At 71.5% G+C, this 20053-nt stretch carries 21 protein-coding genes and 2 tRNA genes; 18 read left to right on the top strand and 5 right to left on the bottom strand.

The window, feature by feature from the left end; translation table 11 throughout:
- Window positions 1-2: 2 nt before the first annotated feature.
- The 3 genes from gltX to FLP23_RS12065 all read left to right on the top strand — a co-directional run bounded on the left by gltX (window position 3) and on the right by FLP23_RS12065 (window position 2559).
- The gene (gltX, locus tag FLP23_RS12075; RefSeq protein WP_149326092.1) at window positions 3-1508 is read left to right on the top strand and encodes a glutamate--tRNA ligase; all 1506 of its coding nucleotides are present in this window, start codon (window positions 3-5) and stop codon (window positions 1506-1508) included.
- The gene (locus FLP23_RS12070; RefSeq protein ID WP_149326091.1) at window positions 1505-2458 is read left to right on the top strand and encodes an NAD(P)/FAD-dependent oxidoreductase; all 954 of its coding nucleotides are present in this window, start codon (window positions 1505-1507) and stop codon (window positions 2456-2458) included. The genes gltX and FLP23_RS12070 overlap by 4 nt, the downstream gene beginning before the upstream one ends.
- Window positions 2459-2487: 29 nt before the next feature.
- Window positions 2488-2559: transfer RNA gene (locus FLP23_RS12065), tRNA-Gln, on the top strand.
- A 52-nt stretch (window positions 2560-2611) separates the two neighbouring features.
- Here the strand turns inward: FLP23_RS12065 and FLP23_RS12060 are convergent.
- Together FLP23_RS12060 and FLP23_RS12055 are read right to left on the bottom strand one after the other, a co-directional pair.
- Window positions 2612-3547 carry an aldo/keto reductase gene (locus tag FLP23_RS12060; RefSeq protein WP_149326090.1) on the bottom strand — a complete coding sequence of 312 codons (936 nt, stop codon included), beginning with the start codon at window positions 3545-3547 and terminating at the stop codon, window positions 2612-2614.
- A 27-nt stretch (window positions 3548-3574) separates the two neighbouring features.
- The gene (locus FLP23_RS12055) at window positions 3575-4435 is read right to left on the bottom strand and encodes an aldo/keto reductase (protein WP_149326089.1); all 861 of its coding nucleotides are present in this window, start codon (window positions 4433-4435) and stop codon (window positions 3575-3577) included.
- Between the two features lie 92 nt (window positions 4436-4527).
- On the opposite strand from FLP23_RS12055, the gene FLP23_RS12050 reads away from it, so the two are divergent.
- Both FLP23_RS12050 and FLP23_RS12045 read left to right on the top strand, forming a co-directional pair.
- Window positions 4528-5430 (top strand): LysR family transcriptional regulator, encoded by a 903-nt coding sequence (locus FLP23_RS12050; protein ID WP_149326088.1) that lies wholly within the window; start codon window positions 4528-4530, stop codon window positions 5428-5430.
- A 44-nt stretch (window positions 5431-5474) separates the two neighbouring features.
- Window positions 5475-6143, top strand: coding sequence for a GAP family protein (locus tag FLP23_RS12045; RefSeq protein ID WP_149326087.1), 669 nt, complete (start codon window positions 5475-5477; stop codon window positions 6141-6143).
- A 25-nt stretch (window positions 6144-6168) separates the two neighbouring features.
- On the opposite strand, the gene FLP23_RS12040 is transcribed toward FLP23_RS12045, so the two are convergent.
- Both FLP23_RS12040 and FLP23_RS12035 read right to left on the bottom strand, forming a co-directional pair.
- On the bottom strand, window positions 6169-6492 hold the full coding sequence (locus FLP23_RS12040; protein ID WP_149326086.1) for a rhodanese-like domain-containing protein: 324 nt from the start codon (window positions 6490-6492) through the stop codon (window positions 6169-6171).
- Window positions 6489-7130, bottom strand: a complete 642-nt coding sequence (locus tag FLP23_RS12035; RefSeq protein ID WP_149326085.1) for an MBL fold metallo-hydrolase — start codon at window positions 7128-7130, stop codon at window positions 6489-6491. The genes FLP23_RS12040 and FLP23_RS12035 overlap by 4 nt, the downstream gene beginning before the upstream one ends.
- Before the next feature lie 56 nt (window positions 7131-7186).
- Between FLP23_RS12035 and FLP23_RS12030 the strand changes: the two genes are divergently transcribed.
- The 7 genes from FLP23_RS12030 (at window position 7187) to FLP23_RS12000 (ending at window position 13020) form a co-directional block, all read left to right on the top strand.
- Window positions 7187-8158 carry an acetylxylan esterase gene (locus FLP23_RS12030; protein ID WP_149326084.1) on the top strand — a complete coding sequence of 324 codons (972 nt, stop codon included), beginning with the start codon at window positions 7187-7189 and terminating at the stop codon, window positions 8156-8158.
- Window positions 8159-8195: 37 nt separating this feature from the next.
- Complete coding sequence (locus FLP23_RS12025; RefSeq protein WP_149326083.1) at window positions 8196-8477, top strand: metal-sensitive transcriptional regulator; 282 nt, start codon at window positions 8196-8198, stop codon at window positions 8475-8477.
- A gap of 269 nt (window positions 8478-8746) precedes the next feature.
- The gene (locus FLP23_RS12020) at window positions 8747-10672 is read left to right on the top strand and encodes a copper-translocating P-type ATPase (RefSeq protein ID WP_246139991.1); all 1926 of its coding nucleotides are present in this window, start codon (window positions 8747-8749) and stop codon (window positions 10670-10672) included.
- Between the two features lie 114 nt (window positions 10673-10786).
- Window positions 10787-11707 (top strand): diacylglycerol/lipid kinase family protein, encoded by a 921-nt coding sequence (locus FLP23_RS12015; RefSeq protein ID WP_149326081.1) that lies wholly within the window; start codon window positions 10787-10789, stop codon window positions 11705-11707.
- 64 nt (window positions 11708-11771) lie between these two features.
- Window positions 11772-11844, top strand: a tRNA-Glu gene (locus FLP23_RS12010).
- Between the two features lie 90 nt (window positions 11845-11934).
- Window positions 11935-12276, top strand: a complete 342-nt coding sequence (locus tag FLP23_RS12005) for a histone-like nucleoid-structuring protein Lsr2 (protein WP_149326080.1) — start codon at window positions 11935-11937, stop codon at window positions 12274-12276.
- Between the two features lie 33 nt (window positions 12277-12309).
- Window positions 12310-13020: an SOS response-associated peptidase gene (locus tag FLP23_RS12000; protein WP_149326079.1), complete on the top strand. Its 711-nt coding sequence runs from the start codon at window positions 12310-12312 to the stop codon at window positions 13018-13020.
- Window positions 13021-13026: 6 nt separating this feature from the next.
- Here the strand turns inward: FLP23_RS12000 and FLP23_RS11995 are convergent, their stop codons facing one another.
- Window positions 13027-13710 carry a TIGR00645 family protein gene (locus FLP23_RS11995; RefSeq protein ID WP_149326078.1) on the bottom strand — a complete coding sequence of 228 codons (684 nt, stop codon included), beginning with the start codon at window positions 13708-13710 and terminating at the stop codon, window positions 13027-13029.
- 192 nt (window positions 13711-13902) lie between these two features.
- Between FLP23_RS11995 and FLP23_RS11990 the strand changes: the two genes are divergently transcribed.
- From FLP23_RS11990 to FLP23_RS11965, 6 genes are all read left to right on the top strand, one after another.
- Window positions 13903-14901: a TerC family protein gene (locus tag FLP23_RS11990; protein WP_246140134.1), complete on the top strand. Its 999-nt coding sequence runs from the start codon at window positions 13903-13905 to the stop codon at window positions 14899-14901.
- 31 nt (window positions 14902-14932) lie between these two features.
- Entirely contained in the window at window positions 14933-15457 is a 525-nt protein-coding gene (locus tag FLP23_RS11985; protein ID WP_149326076.1) for an FHA domain-containing protein, read from the top strand.
- Window positions 15458-15561: 104 nt separating this feature from the next.
- Entirely contained in the window at window positions 15562-16413 is an 852-nt protein-coding gene (locus FLP23_RS11980) for a PP2C family protein-serine/threonine phosphatase (protein ID WP_149326075.1), read from the top strand.
- Window positions 16414-16415: 2 nt separating this feature from the next.
- Entirely contained in the window at window positions 16416-17666 is a 1251-nt protein-coding gene (locus FLP23_RS11975) for an FHA domain-containing protein (protein WP_149326074.1), read from the top strand.
- Window positions 17666-19309 (top strand): serine/threonine-protein kinase, encoded by a 1644-nt coding sequence (locus tag FLP23_RS11970; RefSeq protein WP_149326073.1) that lies wholly within the window; start codon window positions 17666-17668, stop codon window positions 19307-19309. The genes FLP23_RS11975 and FLP23_RS11970 overlap by 1 nt, the downstream gene beginning before the upstream one ends.
- A 2-nt stretch (window positions 19310-19311) precedes the next feature.
- Window positions 19312-20043, top strand: a complete 732-nt coding sequence (locus FLP23_RS11965; protein ID WP_149326309.1) for a hypothetical protein — start codon at window positions 19312-19314, stop codon at window positions 20041-20043.
- Window positions 20044-20053: the final 10 nt, after the last annotated feature.

The raw sequence follows: 20053 nt of genomic DNA, 5'->3' as shown, positions 1-20053 counted from the left end.
CGATGTCGCTCCCCTTCTCCACGGCGACCGGCGCGGATGTGCGCGTCAGGTTCTGCCCGTCTCCCACCGGCACCCCCCACGTCGGGATGGTGCGCACCGCGCTCTTCAACTGGGCCTACGCCCGGCACACCGGCGGCAAGCTCGTGTTCCGCATCGAGGACACCGATGCCGCCCGGGACAGCGAGGAGAGCTACCTGCAGCTCATCGACGCGCTCAGCTGGCTCGGCATCGACTGGGATGAGGGCATCGAGAAGGGCGGACCGCACGCCCCGTACCGCCAGTCGCAGCGCACCCAGATCTACCTGGACCTCGTGGAGCGGCTGACGGCATCCGGTCACCTCTACGAGTCGTTCGTGACGCCGGAGGAGATGGAGGCGCGCAACCTCGCCGCCGGCCGCGACCCGCGACAGGGCTACGACAACTTCGAGCGCGAGCTCACCGACGAGCAGCGCGCCGCGTTCCGCGCCGAAGGGCGCCGGCCGAGCCTGCGGCTGCGGGTGCCCGACACCGAGCTGAGCTTCCACGACCTGATCCGCGGCGACATCACCTTCCCGGCCGGCAGCTTCACCGACTTCGTCGTCGTGCGGCCGAACGGCGCCCCGCTCTACACCTTCGTGAACCCGGTCGACGACGCGCTCATGGGGGTGACGCACGTGTTCCGCGGGGAGGACATCCTCTCGTCCACCCCGCGCCAGATCGCCCTCTACCTCGCGCTCATCGAGATCGGGGTGACCGACTTCATCCCCCAGTACGCCCACATGCCGCTCGTCTACGGCGAGGGCTCGAAGAAGCTCAGCAAGCGCGACCCCGAGTCGAACCTGTTCCACCACCGCGACCGCGGCTTCATCCCCGAGGGGCTGCTCAACTACCTCGCCCTGCTCGGCTGGTCGATCGGGCCCGACCGCGACGTGTTCACGCAGGACGAGTTCGTGGCGGCTTTCGACATCCGTGACGTGAACCCCAACCCGGCCCGCTTCGACCAGAAGAAGGCCGACGCGATCAACGGCGACCACATCCGCATGCTGGAGGCCGCCGACTTCACCGAGCGCATCGTGCCGTACCTCGAGGGCTTTCTCGCCGATCCGCCGACCGAGGCGGAGCGCGCGATCCTGCGGGAGGCGGCGCCGCTCGTGCAGGAGCGCGTCACGGTGCTCGGCGAGGCGCGCGGCATGCTCGGCTTCCTCTTCACCGACGACGACGCCCTCGAGTTCGAGGCGGATGCGCTGCCCAAGGATGTCGACGAGGCGCGCCTCGTGCTCGACGCCTCGGAGGCGGCGCTCGAGCAGCTCGACGAGTTCGGCCGGGTCGAGATCGAGGAGGCGCTGCGCGCCGCCCTGTTGACGCCGGCGGAGCAGGGCGGACCGGGACTCAAGCCCCGCACCGCGTTCGGCCCGCTGCGCACCGCCGTCTCGGGGCGCCGGGTGAGCCCGCCGCTGTTCGAGTCGATGGAGATCCTGGGCAAGGCGTCGACGCTGGCGCGCATCGAGAGGCTTCGGCAGGCACTGTGACGGTGCGCGTCGACGTCGCGGTGATCGGCGCCGGGCCTGCGGGGCTCGCCGCCGCGCTCGGCATCGTGCGGGCGCGTCGGAGCGTGATCGTGCTCGATTCCGCGCGTCCCCGCAACGCGGCGACCCTCGCCTCGCACGGCTTCATCACGCGCGACGGCATCTCGCCGCTCGAGCTGCGCAAGCTGGGCGCCGAGGAGCTCGCCGGTTACGGGGTCGCCGTCGAGCGGACCGTGGTGACGTCGCTCTCGCCGCTCGAGTCGGGGGAGTTCGTCGTGCAGGCGGAGACGCGGGGCGCCGGGGTCGGAACCGAGGTGGTCGCGCGCGCGGTCGTGCTCGCGACGGGGCTCGCCGAGACGCTTCCCGCGCTGCCGACGCTGCGCGCCTTCTACGGCACGGCCCTGCACAGTTGCGTCGACTGCGACGGCTGGGAGAAGCGCACCGCGCCGCTCGCCCTCATCGGCGAGACCGACGACCTGGCCGAGCGCGCCCGCTTCCTCGCGAACTGGTCCGACGACCTCGTGGTGTTCACGAACGGCGTGGCTGAGGTGTCGGATGCCGACGAGGCGGAGCTCGCGTCGCGCGGCATCCGCGTGGAGCGGCGGGTGATCGCCGACATCGCCGGCACGGGCCGCGAGGGGATGACGGGGGTGACGCTCGCGGACGGCGAGACCGTCCCGCGCACCGCCGGCTTCGTGCGGCCGGTGTGGACGCCGTCGCTCGCCTTCGCCGACGACCTGGGGCTCGCACGCGATGCGGACGGGTACATCTCGACGGATGGCGCCGGTCGCACGAGCGTCGCCGGGATCTACGCGGCGGGCGACATCGTCTCCGGGCCGCAGCAGCTGCTCATCGCGGCGGGCGACGGGGCGCGCGTCGCGGGCTCGGTCATCCGCGACACCCTCGAGACCACCGCCCGAGTTCGGAGAGCCCCCGCGCGTGCGGTAGAGTAGGCAGTCGGTTCGGCTTCGGCTGACACCGGTGGGGTATGGTGTAATTGGCAACACGGTTGATTCTGGTTCAATTGTTCTTGGTTCGAGTCCAGGTACCCCAGCAAGGAAAAACCCCCGCTCACGCGGGGGTTTCGTGTTTCCGGCATCTGCCGCTCAGGGCACCGTGTAGCCGGCGGCGCGGAACAGCTCGTACCATTCGGCGCGGGTGAGGCGCAGCTCGGAGCCCTGGGCCGCCGCGGCGACGCGCTCGGGGCTCGTGGTGCCGAGCACGACCTGCATGTCGGCGGGGTGCCGGGTGATCCAGGCGGTCGCGATGGCGAGCGCCGGCACGTCGTAGGCGGCGGCGAGGCGGTCGATCGCCGCGTTGAGCTCCGGGTAGTCGGGGTTGTCGAGGAAGACGCCCGTGAAGAAGCCGGCCTGGAAGGGCGACCACGCCTGGATGGTGATGTCGTTGAGGCGGCAGTAGTCGACGATCCCGCCGCCGTCGATCGTGAACGACTGGTCGAGTCCGTGCATGTTGGTGGCGACGCCCTGCGCGATGATCGGCGCGTGCGTGATCGACAGCTGCAGCTGGTTGGCCACGAGCGGCTGCTCGACGCTGCGCATGAGCAGCTCGATCTGCCGCGGGGTGTGGTTGGAGACGCCGAAGGCCTTCACCTTGCCGGCCGCGTGCAGCTCCGAGAAGGCGCGCGCCACCTCGTCGGGCTCGACGAGCGCGTCGGGGCGGTGCAGCAGCAGGATGTCGAGGTAGTCGGTGCCGAGCGCCGTGAGCGAGCCTTCGGCCGAGGCCACGATGTGCTCGTACGAGTAGTCGAAGTACGGGCCTTCGCGCACGATGCCGGCCTTGGTCTGCAGGGTGATCTCGTCGCGCTGCGCGGGGCTCAGCTTGAGCGCCTCGGCGAAGCGGCGCTCGCAGCCGTGCAGCTCGCTGCCGTAGACGTCCGCATGGTCGAAGAAGTCGATGCCGGCGTCGCGCGCGGTGCCGTACAGGGTCTGCACCTCGGCGTCGTCGAGCGCCTGGATGCGCATGACGCCGAGCACGACGTTGGGGGCGGGGTGGGCGATGCCGGGGATGTCGATGGTCTTCATGGTGTTGCCGTCTTTCGGAATCGGGGGTCAGGATGCGGACAGTTCGGCGATCTCGGCGTCGCTCAGCACGAGCTCGGCGGCGCGCACCGAGTCGCGGATGCTCTCGGGGCGTGAGGCGCCGGGGATGGGGATCACGACGGGGGCGAGCGCGAGCTCCCAGGCGAGGGTGACCTGCTGCGGGCTCACACCGTGGGCGTCGGCGATCCGGCCGAACGCCGCGTGGCGCTCGCCGACCGCGCCCGCGCGGCCGATGCCGCCGAGCGGCGACCAGGGCAGGAAGGCGATGCCGTGGGCGGCGCAGTGCTCGAGCTCGGCGAGGGTGGAGCGGAGGGCGGGGGAGAACTGGTTCTGCACCGACACGAGCCGGCCGCCGAGGATCTCCTGGGCGAGCTCGATCTGCGCGACGCTCGCGTTGGAGATGCCGGCGAGCTCGATGAGCCCGTCGTCGAGGAGGTCCCGGATGGCGCCGATCGAGTCGGCGTAGGGCACCGCGGGGTCGGGCCGGTGGAACTGGTACAGGCCGATCGCGTCCACGCCGAGCCGCTTCGCCGACGCCTTCGCGGCCTCCTTCAGGTACTCGGGGTGCCCGTTCTGCGTCCAGGTGCCGTCGCCGGGGCGCAGGTGACCGCCCTTGGTGGCCACGAGCACGTGCGAGGTGTCGGCACCGTAGCTGCGCAAGGCTGCGGCGATGAGCTCCTCGTTGTGGCCGACCTCGCCGGGCAGCAGGTGGTAGGCGTCGGCGGTGTCGATGAGGGTGACACCGGCGTCGAGGGCCGCGTGGATGGTGGCGATGGAGCGTTCCGCATCCGGCCTCCCCTCGATCGACATCGGCATGCCGCCGAGTCCGATCGCACTGACCTGCCGATTTCCGATGCTCCGTTGCGTCACGCGTGACCCTTTCTCTTGCCTTCGACGCTACGCCGCGCAAAACTACAAGTCCAACAGCATGATGCGATCGCATTCATCACCAGGAGGCATGAATGGAGCACCGTCAGCTCGAGCACTTCGTGGCGCTCATCGACGAGCAGCAGTTCACGCGTGCCGCCGAGCGCTGCCGCATCTCGCAGTCCGGGCTGTCGTCGTCGATCCGTCGGCTCGAGGCGGAGCTCGGCGCGCCGCTGTTCGAGCGCACCACCCGATCCGTGGTCCCGACCCCGGCCGGACTCGCCCTCGTGCCGCACGCGCGCGAGCTCATCGCACGCGCATCCGCCGCGCGAGACGCCGTGGTGCGCTCCTCTCATCAGCTCGCCGGATCGCTGCGGGTGGGCGCCGAGCAGTGCCTCGGCGCGGTCGACGTGAACCTCCTGCTCGAGCGCTTCCATCGTCGCTACCCGGCCGTCGACATCCAGTTCACCCAGGCCGGCTCCCACCAGCTGCTCGGGCTCGTGCAGGACGGCGAGCTCGACGTGGCCTTCGTCGCGGCCGCCGAGGTTCCGAGCGCCCTCGTCACCCACGAGCTCGGGCGCCGGCCGGTCGTGCTGCTGTGCCCCGACGACCATCCGCTCGCGAACCGCGCCACCGTGTCGCTCGACGAGCTCACCGACGACGACTTCGTCGACTTCCGTCCGTCGTGGGGCGTGCGCACCCTCACCGACGCCGCGTTCGCCGCGCAGGGGATCGAGCGCGCGGTGCGCTGCAGCGTCGACGACGTGCACACCCTCATCGATCTCGTGCGGCGGGGGCTCGGCATCGCCCTCGTGCCGCAGCATGTGGCCTTCAAGCCCGAGGCGGCCACGTTGCGCGCCGTCGAGCTCGCGGCCGGAGAGGCGCCCGAGTGGATCGTGTCGGCCGTGCTCGCCGACGCCCGCTCGCTCGCGCCCCGCCTCCTCGCGATCGCCGAGGGCGACGGCGCACCGCAGCCCTCCGACGAGATCGCGGCCTGAGGGCACCGACGCGCTAGGGTCGGAGCGTTCGGGGGAGGGGGCCCATGGAAGCGTTCGGGATCCTCCTGCCGCTCGGTGTGGGCGTCGCCTTCAGCAGCGTGCCGATCATGGCCGTGCTCGTGATCCTGCTGTCGGAGCGCGGCCGCACCTCCGGGCTCGCCTACCTCATCGGCTACGCGATCGGCCTGGCCGGGGTCACCGTGGCGTTCACGGCGGGCATCCGCGCCATCCCGGAGCGGGTGGATGTGCCGCAGCCGGCCACCGGGATCGCCGAGATCGTGCTCGGGGTGGGCTGCATGGTGTTCGCGATCTGGTCGTTCGTGATCGCGCGCCGGCGGGGCCCGGAGGCGGAGCCGCGGATGCCCGCCTGGTTGCGCCGGCTCGGAACCCTCGGGCCGATTCCCGCCTTCGGCGTGGGCGTCATCCTCAACCTGCGCCCGAAGGCGCTCGTGCTGCTCGCCGCGGCGGCACTCGCGATCAACTCCGGTGCCGTCACGCCGGTGACGTGGACGATCGAGACCGCGGTGTTCCTCGCCCTCGGCATCTCGACGATCGCGGTGCCGGTGATCCTGGTGCGCCGCGACGGGCCGCGCGCGCGGGCCGCCCTCGAACGCGCACGCGATTGGATCGAGCGCAACAGCTACATCGTGAGCTCGGTCGTCGTCGTGATGGTCGGGGTGGTGCTCGTCGGCTCCGGCCTCAGCGGCCTGTGACGGCGCCCATGCTCCGGAGTCGGGTTCAGTAGCGCCGCATCCCGGGGTCGAGCTCCTCGGCCCACGCGTCGATGCCGCCGGCCAGGTGGCGCACCTCGAAGCCGATGCCCTCCAGGTAGGCGGCGGCCTGCGCCGAGCGGATGCCGTGGTGGCAGTACGTCACCACGAGCCGGTCCGGGTCGAGCGCCTCCGTGAGCTCCGGCAGCCGACCGAGCGGCAGCACGAGCGCCCCCGGCAGCACGGCGAGCTCGGTCTCCCAGGTCTCGCGCACGTCCACCAGCTGGAGGTCGTCGCCGGCCTCGATCAGTGCGTGGAGCTCGCCCGGGGTGACCTCGTCAGGTCCGCTCACCAGTCGATCGACTCGCCGGGCTCGAGCACCTGGAAGGTGCCGCCGCCCTGCTCGGTGGCCCACTTCAGCCGGTCGGCGGCCATGCCGCGTCCTGCCGCCGAGAGGGTCATGTCGTGGATGGGGAAGGCGTGCCGGGGCTTCACCTCGAGCACGTAGTCGATGGCCTCGCCGATCTTGAGCCACGGGGCGCCGATCGGCGCCGCCAGCAGCTCGACGGGCGCATCCGGCACGGTGTACGAGTCGCCGCCGTAGTAGAACGCGTCGTCGACGAGCACCCCCACGTTGTCGATCACCGGGATCGAGGAGTGGATGACGCTGTGCGTCGCGCCGAAGAACCGCAGGGTGAACGGCTCGACGGTGATCGCGTCGCCGTGACCGACGGCCTCGACCTCGATGCCGTCCTTCGCCGCCGCCGCGACCACCCCCGGAGGGCCGAACACGCGGGCGTCGGGGCTCGCCGCCAGAATGTCGCGCACCCGGTCGGCGGAGTAGTGGTCGCCGTGCTCGTGGGTGATGACGACGGCGACGACGCCCGAGGCGTCGGGCAGGGTGGCGAGGAAGACGCCCGGGTCGATGACGAGGCGTGCGTCGCCCTTCGAGACGACGAGGCAGGCGTGCTCGTACTTGGTCACGTTCATGCTGCCGACACTACGCCGGGTGCCTCGGTAGGGTGTGCTCGACCCGAGGAGGAGCCATGCTCGTCGACCTGCCCGAAGCCGAACTGCACGCCTACCGGAGCGCGCAGACCGACCCCGCCGACTTCGACGCCTTCTGGGCGGACACCCTCGCGGAGAGCCGAGCGGCCGCGCCCGAGGGCCTGGTCGTGCTCGAGCCGGTCGAGGCGGGGCTGCGCACCCTCGAGGTGTACGACGTGACCTTCCCCGGGTTCGCCGGCGAGCCGATCAAGGCATGGCTGCGCGTGCCGCGCACCGCGAGCGGGCCGCTGCCGACCGTCGTGCAGTATCAGGGCTACGGCGGCGGTCGCGGACGCCCCACCGAGAATCTGCTCTATGCCTCCGCCGGGTTCGCGCACCTCTTCGTCGACTCCCGCGGGCAAGGGTCGGGATGGTCGCTCGGCGACACCGGGGACGCCGGCGCCACCGGGCCGCAGATCCCCGGGGTCATGACCCGCGGCATCGACTCGCGGGCGAGCTACTACTACCGGCGGCTGTTCACGGATGCCGTGCGGGCGGTCGACGCGGCGCGCTCGCTGCCCGTGGTGGATGCCGAGCGGATCGCGGTGCTCGGCGCCAGTCAGGGCGGCGGGATCACCCTCGCCGTCGCGGGCCTCGTGCCGGGGCTCGCCGCGGTGCTGCCGTGGGTGCCGTTCCTGTGCGACTTCCCGCGGGCGCTCGCCATCCATGACTCCGACCCGTACCACGAGGTGGTGCGCTACCTCGCGCAGCACCGCGGGAAGGTGGCGTCGGTGCTCGAGACGCTGTCGTACTTCGACGGTGTCAACTTCGCCCGCCGGGCGACGGCTCCGGCGTGGTTCACGGCGGCGCTCATGGACGACATCTGCAAGCCCTCGACGGTGTTCGGCGCCTACAACGCCTACGCCGGGCCGAAGTCGATCGAGGTGTTCCCCTTCAACGGGCACGAGGGCGGTGGGGCGCAGACCGAGGGCGACAGCATCCGGATCCTGCGCGAGGCGCTGGGGGAGTAGCCTGGCGCCAAATACCCCCTAGGGGTATCATGGCCGCATGATCGCCGACATCAAGAAGCGCGCACTGCATCGCGCCCGCATCCTGGAGGGCCAGCTGCGCGGGGTCGAGAAGATGATCGATGACGAGGCGTACTGCGTCGACATCATCACCCAGACCCTCGCCATCCAGAAGTCGCTGCGCAGTCTCAACAAGCTGCTCGTCGAGAACCACCTGCGCACCCATGTGTCGCACATGTTCGACGAGGGCGGCGCTACGCGCGACGCCGCCGTGGAGGAGCTGCTGACCGTGTTCGAGCTGCAGCAGAACCGGGGGGCGTGATGAGCGGGCACGAGCACCACCACGACCACGCCGGGCACGACCACGACGCGCACCACCACGGTGATCTCGATACGCCGCCTGCGGCGGCTCCTCGATCGGCGGGGGGTGGCCACGCGCACCACGACCACTCGGACCGAGGGCCGGGACGGCCCTCGGCGCTGGCGTCGCAGCATGGGCCAGAAATGGCGCATGCTCATAGCTCCAGCGCGCACGACCACAGCGCGCACGATCCCGCTCGCTTCCGCAGGCTGTTCTGGATCAGCCTCGCCTTGACCGTCCCGACGGTGGTGTTCTCGACGGGCCTGCAGGACATCCTGGGGCTCGCGGGCCCCCGGTTCCCCGGCAGCGAGTGGATTCCCGCGGTGTTCGGCGCCGCGATCGCGGCGATCGGCGGCCGAATCTTCCTGCAGGGCGCCTGGGCGGAGCTGCGCGGGCGCGCGCCCGGCATGATGACGCTCATCTCGCTCGCCATCGTGGTGGCGTTCGGCTACTCGGTCGCCGTCATGTTCGGGCTGCCCGGCATGGACTTCTGGTGGGAGCTCGCGACGCTCATCACGATCATGCTGCTGGGTCACTGGATCGAGATGGCGGCCGTGCACGGCGCCCAGAACGCGCTCGGCGAGCTGGCGAAGCTGCTGCCGGACGAGGCCGAGGTGCTGCGGCACGGGGAGCCCGTGCGCGTGGCACGCGCCGAGCTCGCGGCGGGGGACCAGGTGCTCGTGCGCCCAGGGTCGGCGATCCCCGCGGACGGCGTCGTCCTCGAGGGTGCGTCCGAGGTCGACGAGTCCCTGCTGACCGGCGAGTCGACGCCTGTCGACAAGGCGGAGGGCGACCCGGTCGTGGCGGGATCCATCTCCTCCGGATCGCTCACCGTGCGGGTCGCCCGCACGGGTGGCGACACGGCGCTCGCGGGCATCATGCGGCTCGTCGCCGAGGCGCAGGCGAGCCGTTCGCCCGCCCAGCTGCTCGCGGATCGGGCGGCGGCGCTGCTGTTCTATGTGGCGATCGGCGCGGCCGTGATCACCCTCGGCGTGTGGTGGCTGCTGCGGCCCGACGATCCGGCGTTCGTGATCGAGCGGGTGGTGGCGGTGCTCGTGATCGCCTGCCCGCACGCGCTCGGGCTGGCGATCCCGCTCGTCGCCCAGCTGTCGACCGCGATCGGCGCGCGGCGTGGCATCCTGATCCGCGACCGGGCCGCCCTCGAGGACGCCAAGGATCTCGACGTGGTGCTGTTCGACAAGACCGGAACCCTCACCGAGGGGCGTCAGGCGCTCGCCGGGCTCGTGGCCGCACCGGGTGTGGGAGCGGATGACGCGCTCGCGCTCGCGGCCGCCGTGGAGGCGCGCAGCGAGCATCCGATCGGACGGGCACTCGTCGACGCGGCGCGCGAGGGCGGGCTCGCGGTGCCGCGGGCGTCCGGGTTCCGGGCGCTCGCCGGTCGCGGCGCGGAGGCGACGGTCGACGGCCGGGCGCTCGCGGTGGCGAGCTCCCGCTACGTGACCGAGCACGGCATCCGGCTCGACACCGAGCTCGTGCACGCGGGGCGCGAGGCGGGCGCCGACGGCGCGACGACCGTGTTCCTCGTGGAGACGGCGGACGGGGCGGAGCGGGTGCTCGCGCTCTTCGCGATCGCCGACCGGGTGCGCGCGGAATCGGCGGAGGCGGTGGCCGCCTTGCGCGCCCGCGGCATCCGTGTGGCGATGCTGACGGGCGACTCGCACGCGGTGGCGGGACGGGTGGCCGCCGAGCTCGGGATCGAGGAGGTGCGCGCCGAGGTGCTGCCCGGGCAGAAGGCCGAGGTGGTGGCCGCCCTGCAGGACGAGGGCGCCGCGCGCGTCGCGATGGTGGGCGACGGCATCAACGACGCGCCCGCCCTGGCGCGCGCCGACCTCGGCATCGCGATCGGCGCCGGGACGGATGTGGCGATCGAGTCGGCCGGCGTGGTGCTCGCGTCGTCGGATCCGCGGGGCGTGGCCGACACCGTGACGCTCAGCCGGGCGAGCTACCGCAAGATGCTGCAGAACCTGTGGTGGGCGGCCGGCTACAACACGGTCGGCATCCCGCTCGCCGCGGGCGTGCTGGCCGGTGTCGGCTTCCTCATGCCTCCGGCGCTCGCGGCCGGCCTCATGTCGGTCTCGACGATCGTCGTGGCCCTCAACGCCCAGCTGCTGCGCCGCATCCGCTTCCGTCGCTAGTCCCCGAAAGTACGTGCTTCTGGGGCTTCTGAGCCGCGAAAACCCCCAGAAGTACGTACTCTCGCGGAGATGGCTCGGAGGTGAGGGCGTGCCCGGGGATGGGATGATGGCGGGATGACGACGAGGCCGAAGCGGGTTGTCGTCGCCATCAACCCCTCGGCGTCGTTCGGATCCAGCCGCGACGTCGGCCCGGCGGTCGTGCAGACGCTGCGGGCACTCGGTCACGAGGTGACCTCGCTCACCGAACCCGACTTCGACTCGCTCATGGTCTCGGCCCGTGCCGCGGTGACGTCGCGCCCCGACGCGCTCGTCGTGGTCGGCGGCGACGGCATGGTCAACCTCGGCACGAACCTCCTGGTCGGTACGAAGGTGCCGCTCGGCATCGTGCCCTCGGGCACCGGCAACGACATGGCGCGCGGCCTCGGCATCCCCTTCGACGACACGGAGGCCGCCATCCGGCACCTGGATGCGGCGCTGCAACGCAGCCCCCGGGTGATCGACGCCGCGCGCATCCGCTGGACGGATGCCGACGGCTCGGCATCCGAACGCTGGTTCGCCTGCGCCCTCTCGGCCGGCTTCGACGCGATCGTCAACGAGCGCGCCAACCTCATGCAGCACCCGAAGGGCCCGAGCCGCTACATCCTCGCGCTGCTCGCCGAGCTGGTCGGGCTCACACCGCACCGCTACCGCGTGGAACTCGACGGCGAGGCGCTCGAGCTGGACGCCCTCATGGTGTCGGTGGGCAACAGCGTCTCGCTCGGCGGGGGCATGAAGATCACCCCGGATGCCGCGCTCGACGACGGCCTGCTCGACGTGATGATCGTGAAGCCGCTGTCGCGCCTCTCGTTCCTGCGGATCTTCCCGCGGGTGTTCCAGGGCACCCATACGAGCGATCCGCGGGTCGTCATGCGCCGCGCGAAACGCGTCCGCATCGAGGTGGACACCGAGATCGTGGCCTACGCCGACGGCGAGCGGATCGCGCCGCTACCGCTCGAGGTCGAGGTCGAACCGGGCGCCTTGCGCGTGCTGGCGTAGGCCCGGTCGACTCGTTTTGGAGGGCGCCGCGCACTATGGCATAATCGTCAAGTTGTCGCGAAACGGCCCCATCGTATAGCGGCCTAGTACGCCGCCCTCTCACGGCGGTAACGCGGGTTCGAATCCCGCTGGGGTCACCCAGACGAAGAGCCCGGCCTCTGGCCGGGCTCTTCGCGTTCCCGGGCGGCGCATTCCGTCGCGATCACGCGGGCCGTACACTCGCCCACATGGCGAAGAAGACGATCACCGTGCTCACCGACGACCTCGACGGCGAGGAGCTTCCGGCCGGAACGCGCAGTACGCGGTTCAGCCTCGACGGCGCGGAGTACGAGATCGACCTGAGCGCGGCGAATGCCCGCGCCCTCGCCGACGCGCTCGCACCCTATGTGGCGGCCGGCCGCCGGGTCGGCGGAGCCCCGACGCGCGCGGCCGCCCGCCCCCGCGCGAAGGGTTCGGACGCCGAGCGGCTCGCCGCCATCCGCTCCTGGGCGCAGGGCAACGGCTACGCGGTCGGCGATCGCGGGCGCATCAAGGCCGAGGTGGTCGACGCCTACGATGCGGCGCACTGATCCGCTGTCGGATGCTCGCGGGATGATGCCCGCATGTGCGGACGATTCGCGAACGACGCCGAGACCAACGAGCTGATCGAGGAGTTCGTCGCTGCCGGCAACGACTTCCGCGACTGGCGTCCGCAGTTCTCGATCGCACCCACCGAGCTCGTGCCGATCGTGCGCGAGCGCCGCGACAGCGCGACGGGCGAGGTGGAGCGTCGCGTCGTGGCAGCCGAGTGGGACTTCCATCCGCCGTTTCTCACCGCGAAGACCCGGCCCCAGTTCAACGCCCGCCTCGAGACGATCGCCGTGAACGGCCTGTGGAAGGCGGCGTTCGCGAGCACCCGCTGCATCGTGCCGATGCGCGGCTACTTCGAGTGGACCGGCGAGGCGGGCGACAAGCAGCCGCACTTCCTGCACGGTGCGCACCCCATCCTGGCCGCCGCCGGGCTCGCGACGGCACGCAAGGTCGACGGCGACTGGGCCGTCTCCTGCGTCATCATCACGCGCGAGGCGCGCGACGCATCCGGTGAGGTGCACGACCGGATGCCGGCCTTCCTCACGCGCGACGCCTACGACGAGTGGCTCGCTCCGGTGAAGCTCGAGTCGGATGCCGACAAGGAGCGCACGCTCGCCCTGCTCGACGCGGCCTCCGCCGAGGTCGCCGCGACTCTCACCGGGTACGAGGTCGATCGCCGCGTCAACAACTCCCGTGCGGTCGACCCGCGCGACCCGGCCCTCATCGAGCCGCTCGCGAGCTGAGCTCGCTCAGTGTGCGGCGCTCGGCAGCGCCGGCTCGAGCGGCTGCTCGGCGATCGCCTTCGCGATGTGCGCCTTGACCGACCAACGGTCGATGAGGGCGAGCGCCACCGCCGAGACGATGAAGGTCAGGTGGATCATCACCTGCCAGAACACGCCCTCGCCGGTGTAGACGGCGCCCGTCTCCGACTCGCCGCGCGGGGATCCGAGGTCGCCCACCTCGATGAAGGTCTTCAGCAGGTGGATGGAGGAGATGCCGATGATCGCCATCGCGAGCTTCACCTTGAGCACGTTGGCGTTCACGTGGCTGAGCCACTCGGGCTGGTCGGGGTGGCCGTCGACCTTGATGCGCGAGACGAAGGTCTCGTAGCCGCCGATGATCACCATGATGAGCAGGTTCGCGATCATGACGACGTCGATGAGGCCGAGCACGGCCAGCATCACGTCCGACTCCTCGAGCGCGTAATGCCCGTCGCCGGGGTGCAGGAACGAGCCCACGACCTTCTCGCCGAGGTGCCACAGCTCCGTCATGAACACCACGACGTAGATCGCCTGGGCGACGATGAGGCCGAGGTAGAGCGGCGCCTGCAGCCAGCGGCTGAAGAAGATGAAGTAGCCCACCGCGCTCACCCACGGGGTCTGCGGCTTGTACTGGCGGGTCTCGATCGGGGTCGGGGTCTGCGGCTCGGTCATGAGGTGCTCCTGGCTCGGGTCGTCCCGCTAGACTAACCGCGCGAAGGGGAGTATCCCACCTCGTCGCGACCGTCATCACGGGCTCCGATGCCGCAGCCCCGGTCGCGACCGCGGCATCCGCACCGTTGGACGGTGCAGGATCCGCGCGGGAGAGACGTTCGAGGAACATCCATCCCCGAAAGGATCCCCTTGCTGGCACTCCCGCTCTGGTTCGAGATCGGCACCTACGTCGTTCTGGGCCTCATCCTCGCCTTCGACCTGATCCTCGCCTACCGGCGCCCGCACGTCCCGTCCACCCGGGAGTCGGCGCTGTGGATCGGCTTCTACGTGGCGCTCGCCCTCGTCTTCGCGGGCCTCATGCTGTGGCTCGGCGACGCCGAGCACGCGGGCCAGTTCGTGGCGGGCTGGCTCACCGAGTACAGCCTGTCGATCGACAACCTGTTCGTGTTCCTGCTGATCATGGCCCGATTCCAGGTGCCGCGCCGCTACCAGCAGGAGATCCTCATGGTGGGCATCATCCTGGCGCTCGTGTTCCGCGGCATCTTCATCCTGCTGGGCGCTGCGCTCATCGAGAACTTCAGCTGGGTGTTCTACATCTTCGGCGCGTTCCTCGTGTACACCGCCATCCAGCAGGTGCGGACGGGGCATGAGGACGAGGTGGAGCGCGAGAGCCGCCTGCTCGGCTGGTTCCGCAAGCGCGTCGCCATCACCGACACCTTCGACGGCTCGAAGGTGCGCACCGTGATCGACGGCCGCAAGGTGTTCACCCCGGTGCTCATGGTGTTCGTGGCGCTCGGCACGACCGATCTGGTGTTCGCGCTCGACTCGATCCCGGCGATCTTCGGCATCACCCGCAGCCCGTTCATCGTGTTCACCGCCAACGTCTTCGCGCTCATGGGCCTTCGCCAGCTGTACTTCCTGCTGGGCGATCTGGTCGAGAAGCTCGTCTACCTCAAGTACGGGATCGCGTTCATCCTGGCCTTCATCGGCGTGAAGCTCGTGCTGCACGCCCTGCACGAGAACGAGCTGCCGTTCATCAACGGCGGGCACGGCGTCGAGTGGGCGCCGGAGATCTCCACCTGGGTGTCGTTGGGCGTGATCGTGGTCGCGATGACGGTCGCCGTGGTGGCGAGTCTCGTCAAGATGAGGATTTCGCCACGCGAGTCGACGGCAGACGGCCACGACGCTTGACGCGGTCGCCTCGCCCGGAAATGATTCAGGCATGGATGAGCGTCCGCCCGGGTACTTCCCGCCTGATCAGCCGGTGCTGCGTCCGCCGTGGCTGCAGGGCGGCGACCTCGAGCCGGGCCTGATCGACACCCGCACGAAGCTCGTCGGCCGCGGGATCCCGCCGCGCGACCCCTCCGAACCGGTGTTCTTCCCGGGTGGGCCGCCGCGCCACGTGTCGGCCGGCTGGGTGCTGCTGCTCGCCGACGGCGATCGGGTGAGCGTCGACGGCGCGATCGTCGTGGGTCGCAAGCCTTTCGAGGTGGACGGCTTCCCGGGCGCGAAGCTCGTGACGGTCGAGGATGCCGGAAAGACGGTGTCGAAGAATCACGCGATCGTGCTGCCCTACGACGGCGGACTGTTCGTGCTGGACCTCAATTCGACGAACGGGGTCGCGGTCGTCGCGAACCGTCGTCGCACGATCGTGACCTCGACGGAGTTCTCGCCCGTGCCGGATGGCGCGGTCATCGAGCTCGGCTCCTATCTGCTCGGCGCCGACCACCTGCCGCCCGCCGAGTGAGGTGCCGGCCGCCGGCGCGGCATGGGGAGCAGTCCCCGTTCGGGGCGGTACAACTCGCCCGCGGGAGGTTGCTAGGTTTGCTCAGACCGCGTAGGGACGGGGGAGTGTCGGTGGAGAGCCGCGAGGAGTTCGCGATCGGCGATGTCGTCGTGCAGCTGCGGCATGCCGGTCACAGCGACGTCGGCTCGGTGCGCGCGGCCAACGAGGACAGCTTTCTCGCGGCGGCCCCGTTCTGGGTGGTCGCGGACGGCATGGGCGGGCACGCCCACGGCGATCTCGCGAGCCGTGCCGCGGTGTCGGCGTTCGCCGAGGCGCGGACCGGGAGCCCGGCGACGGCCCGCGCGGTGCTGGAGGCGATCCGCGCGGCGAACGCGGCGGTGACCGCGTTGCGCGACGACGCGCTCTCGGGTACCACGCTCACGGGCGTCGCCCTCGTCGACATCGAGGGCGCCGGCCCGCACTGGATGGCGTTCAACGTGGGCGACTCGCGCACCTACAGCTGGGACGGCCGCCAGCTGGAGCAGCAGAGCGTCGACCACTCGGCCGTCCAGGAGCTCATCGATGCGGGCCTCATCCTGCCCGTCGACGCCGTCACGCACCCGCAGCGCAACGTGGTGACCCGCGCTCTCGGCGCGGACGCCGAGGTGGAGCCCGACATCTGGCTGCTGCCGGTCCGCGGGCGTCAGAGCTTCCTGCTGTGCAGCGACGGGCTCACCAAGGAGCTCGACGACGACGAGATCGCCCGCATCATCGTGTTCCACGACCAGCAGGCCGCGCGGGAGCCGGACGGGCCGACCCTCGCGGAGCGCCTCGTGGGCGCGGCGATCGCCGCGGGCGGCCGCGACAACGTGACGGTCGTCGTCGTGGAGTCGGAGCTGACCGGCGAGACCCCCGATCCTGAAGAGACCATCGACCGCGACCGCCGTCTTCTCGAAGACACGATGCCGAGGGCTTGACCGTGACCCACCGCTACGCAGCCGCTTCGAGCGGCTGGCTCGCCTTCATCACCCCGGCGCGCCAACTCTTCGTCGACGCCGCACTCGGCGCCGAGGCCATCGACCGGCTGTGGGTGCGGGTGCGTGACGAGCGCGGCCCCTCCGGGGTGCTCGAGAACCTCGCGGCGGGCGGCCTGTTCGCGACTCCCTCGTTCGCCTTCGTCGAGGCGGCGGACGGCGGCGTGAACGTCATCGTGCGCGGCGATGCCGTGGTGCGGGTGGGCGCGGAGCAGGTGTCGGGCTCGGGGGCCACGACGTGGATCGAGCGTCGACTGCCGGGGGGCGTGATCGCCGTGGCGCTGCCGGGCGCCGGCGCCGCCGAGCTGCCGCTCGAGGCGGGGGTCGTGCGGGCATCCGCGTTCGCGACGGGGGCGACGGCGGAGGCGATCGTGTCGCCCGCGCCGCTGCCGCCGGCACCCGCGCAGCCGCAGCCGATCGCGGCGCCGCCCGTGGTCGATGCGCCCGTGGTGGATGCGCCCGTCGTCGAGCTGCCCGAGGCGACGGCGATCCCGGAGGCGACGGCGATCCCGGAGGCGACGGCCGTTCCCGAGGCGACCGCGATTACCGAGGTGACCGTGCCGCCGGCGGCCGAGATCCCGGCGCCGCCGCCTCCGCCCCCGGCGCCCGTCGAGACCCCGGCCGAGTCGGCGGCCGACGGCGGGTACGACTACCTGTTCGGCGAGACGATGTACCGCTCCGTGCAGGACGCCGCCGTGCGACCCGCGGAGGACGCCGACGAAGAGACGGCCGCGCCCGCCGGGTCCGCCGACGACGAGGGCGACCACGACGGCAGCACGGTGCTCGTCTCGTCGCTCGGCCGACGGCGCGGTGATCGCGCAGCGCGCGCGGCCGCGGCACCGCCGCCCCCTCCGCCCCCCTCCGTCGTGGTGGTGCTTCCGAACGGCACCCGCGAGGTGCTCGACCAGGCGCTCGTGATCGGCCGTTCGCCGAGCGTGTCGGGCGTGCCCGCCGGTCAGCTGCCGCGGCTCGTCACGGTCACCGGCGGGGACCAGGACATCTCCCGTTCGCACGTGCGGATCGCCCTCGAGGGCGGAACGGCCGTCGTCACGGACCTGCATTCCCGCAACGGCACGAGTCTCGTGCTGCCCACCGGCGAGACGCAGCGGCTGCGCGCGGGCGAGCCCGTGCCGGTCATCGTCGGCACCTCGGTGGATCTCGGCGGCGGCGTGGTGCTGCGCGTCGAGGAGGTCTGATGCGCCGCACGGCATCGACGCCGCCGGAGCTCCGCGGCTACAGCTACGTGCGGCTGCTCGGCTCGGGCGGCTTCTCGGATGTGTTCCTCTATGACCAGCAGCTGCCGAAGCGGCGCGTCGCGGTCAAGGTGCTGCTGCTCGACGAGCTGACCCCGGCGAACCGGGCCGCGTTCGTCGCCGAGGCGAACCTCATGGCGCAGCTGTCCGCGCATCCTTACATCGTCACGATTTACCACGCCGATGTGGCGGATGACGACCGGCCGTACTTCGTCATGGAGTACTGCTCGGGCCCGAGCCTCGCCGAGCGGTACAAGCAGGCGCCGCTCGCCGTCGCGGACGCTCTGCGCACCGGGGTGCGTCTCTCGAGCGCCGTGCACACGGCGCACGGCGCGGGCATCCTGCACCGCGACATCAAGCCCGCGAATGTGCTCAGCAACGACTACGGCTGGCCCGCGCTCACCGACTTCGGCATCTCCTCCGCGGTCGACGACGCGATCCCCGCCCACACGACGACGGTCGCCGGCGCGGTCGCCGACACGAGCACGGGCGGCACGAGCGGCCAGGTGGGCCTCTCGGTGCCGTGGTCGCCGCCCGAGATGTTCGAGGACGACCCGAATCCGGATGTGCGCAGCGACGTGTTCTCGCTCGCCGCGACGATCTGGACGGTGCTCGCCGGCCAGACGCCCTTCGAGGTGCGGGGCCGCTCGAACGGCACCCTCGACCTCATCGGCCGCATCGAGCGCGGCGCGATCACCCCGATGGATCGCACCGACATCCCGCGCTCGCTCATCGCCGTGCTGCAGAAGGGCATGGCGACCGAGCGCGAGGACCGCTTCGCGACGGCCCTCGACTTCGGGCGGGCTCTGCAGCGCGTCGAGATGGAGCTCGGCTACGCGCGCACCGAGCTCGAGGTGCCGAATCTGCATCTCGAGGCGCCGCAGCGTCCGGCGGACACGGGCGGCGACGACGAGACCCGGGTGCGCCAGGTGGCGACGATCGAGGCGCAGCCGCTTCCGGCGGCACCATCCGCGCCGAGCCCGGCCCCGAGCCCGGCCCCGAGTGCTGACGAGACACGCGTGCGCTCGTCGACCACGATCCAGGCCCAGCCCGCCGCACCTGCTGCCGAACCCGCTGCCGTCGCCGAGCAGACCGTCGTCCGCCCGCGGGGGGCCGCCGCGCCCGCGGATGCGCCGGTCGCCGAGCCCGCCGCCGCGGAACCGCGTTCCCGGCGCGGGGTGATCGTCGGCATCGTGGTCGGCGTCGTGGCTGCGATCGTCGTCGCGGCGGTCGTGGTGGGCGTCGTGCTATTCGGCGGCACCCCGACCGAACCCGATCCGGGCCCCACGACGCGGCCGAGCGCCGACGCCGTCGTGCCGCAGGCGCTCCCCGTCCCCGAACTCTCCGGGACGCCGACGGCCGATGCGGGCACCGTCACGTTCCCCGTCATGATCCCCGACCCCGAGGACGACGACCAGCTCGTCTGGAAGCTCGACCGTGCCGACGAGCCCCAGCTGCATCCCGTCTCGGGCGACGCGGTCGTGGTCGACGGCTACGTCGAGGGCACGCCGCTGTGCGTGCAGATCATGGTGCTGCGCTCGGGCAAGACCTCCGAACCGCTCGTCACCTGCTACCCGCCGGCGTGACCGTGACGAGCGCACTGCGGGTCGAGTTCTGCGGGGAGCGGTACACCGCCGTCGCGGGGACCGACTTCGTGATCGGGCGCGAGGGCGACCTCGAGATCGACGACAACCCGTACCTGCACCGACGCTTCCTGCTGCTCACCGAGGATCGCGGGCTGTGGTGGATCGCGAACGTCGGCAGCCTGCTCTCGGCGACGATCACCGACGGCTCCGGGGGCGTCCAGGCCTGGCTGCCTCCGGGCGCGCGGCTTCCGATCGTGTTCCCGCTCGTGCAGGTGCTGTTCAGCGCGGGATCCACCACCTACGACTTCACGATCGAGAACGACGAGCAGTACTTCTCGACCACGATGATCCACGCGGGCGCCTCCGGGACGACCACGATCGGCGTCGTGCCGCTCACGAGCTCGCAGCGGCTCCTCGTGCTCGCCCTCTCCGAGCAGGTGCTGAACCAGGACTCGCCCGGCCGTGGCGAGATCCCGAGTTCGGCGCAGGCCGCCGAGCGGCTCGGTTGGCCGCTCACGACCTTCAACCGCAAGCTCGACAACGTCTGCGAGAAGCTCGACAAGGTGGGGGTGCGGGGGCTGCGCGGCGGTCGCGGCAAGCTCGCCACCAACCGTCGTTCGCGCCTCGTCGAGTACGCCGTCGCGAGCCGGCTGGTGAGCCGCGAGGACCTCGTGCTGCTCGAGCGCAATGCGGCCGCCGGGTCGGCTCCTCCGCCCGCGGAGGATGGGGAGTAGTCCCCGTTTA

It is taken from the genome of Protaetiibacter larvae, from assembly GCF_008365275.1.
Taxonomy (GTDB): Bacteria; Actinomycetota; Actinomycetes; order Actinomycetales; family Microbacteriaceae; genus Homoserinibacter; species Homoserinibacter larvae.
This window is presented reverse-complemented; position numbering and strand designations above follow the sequence as displayed.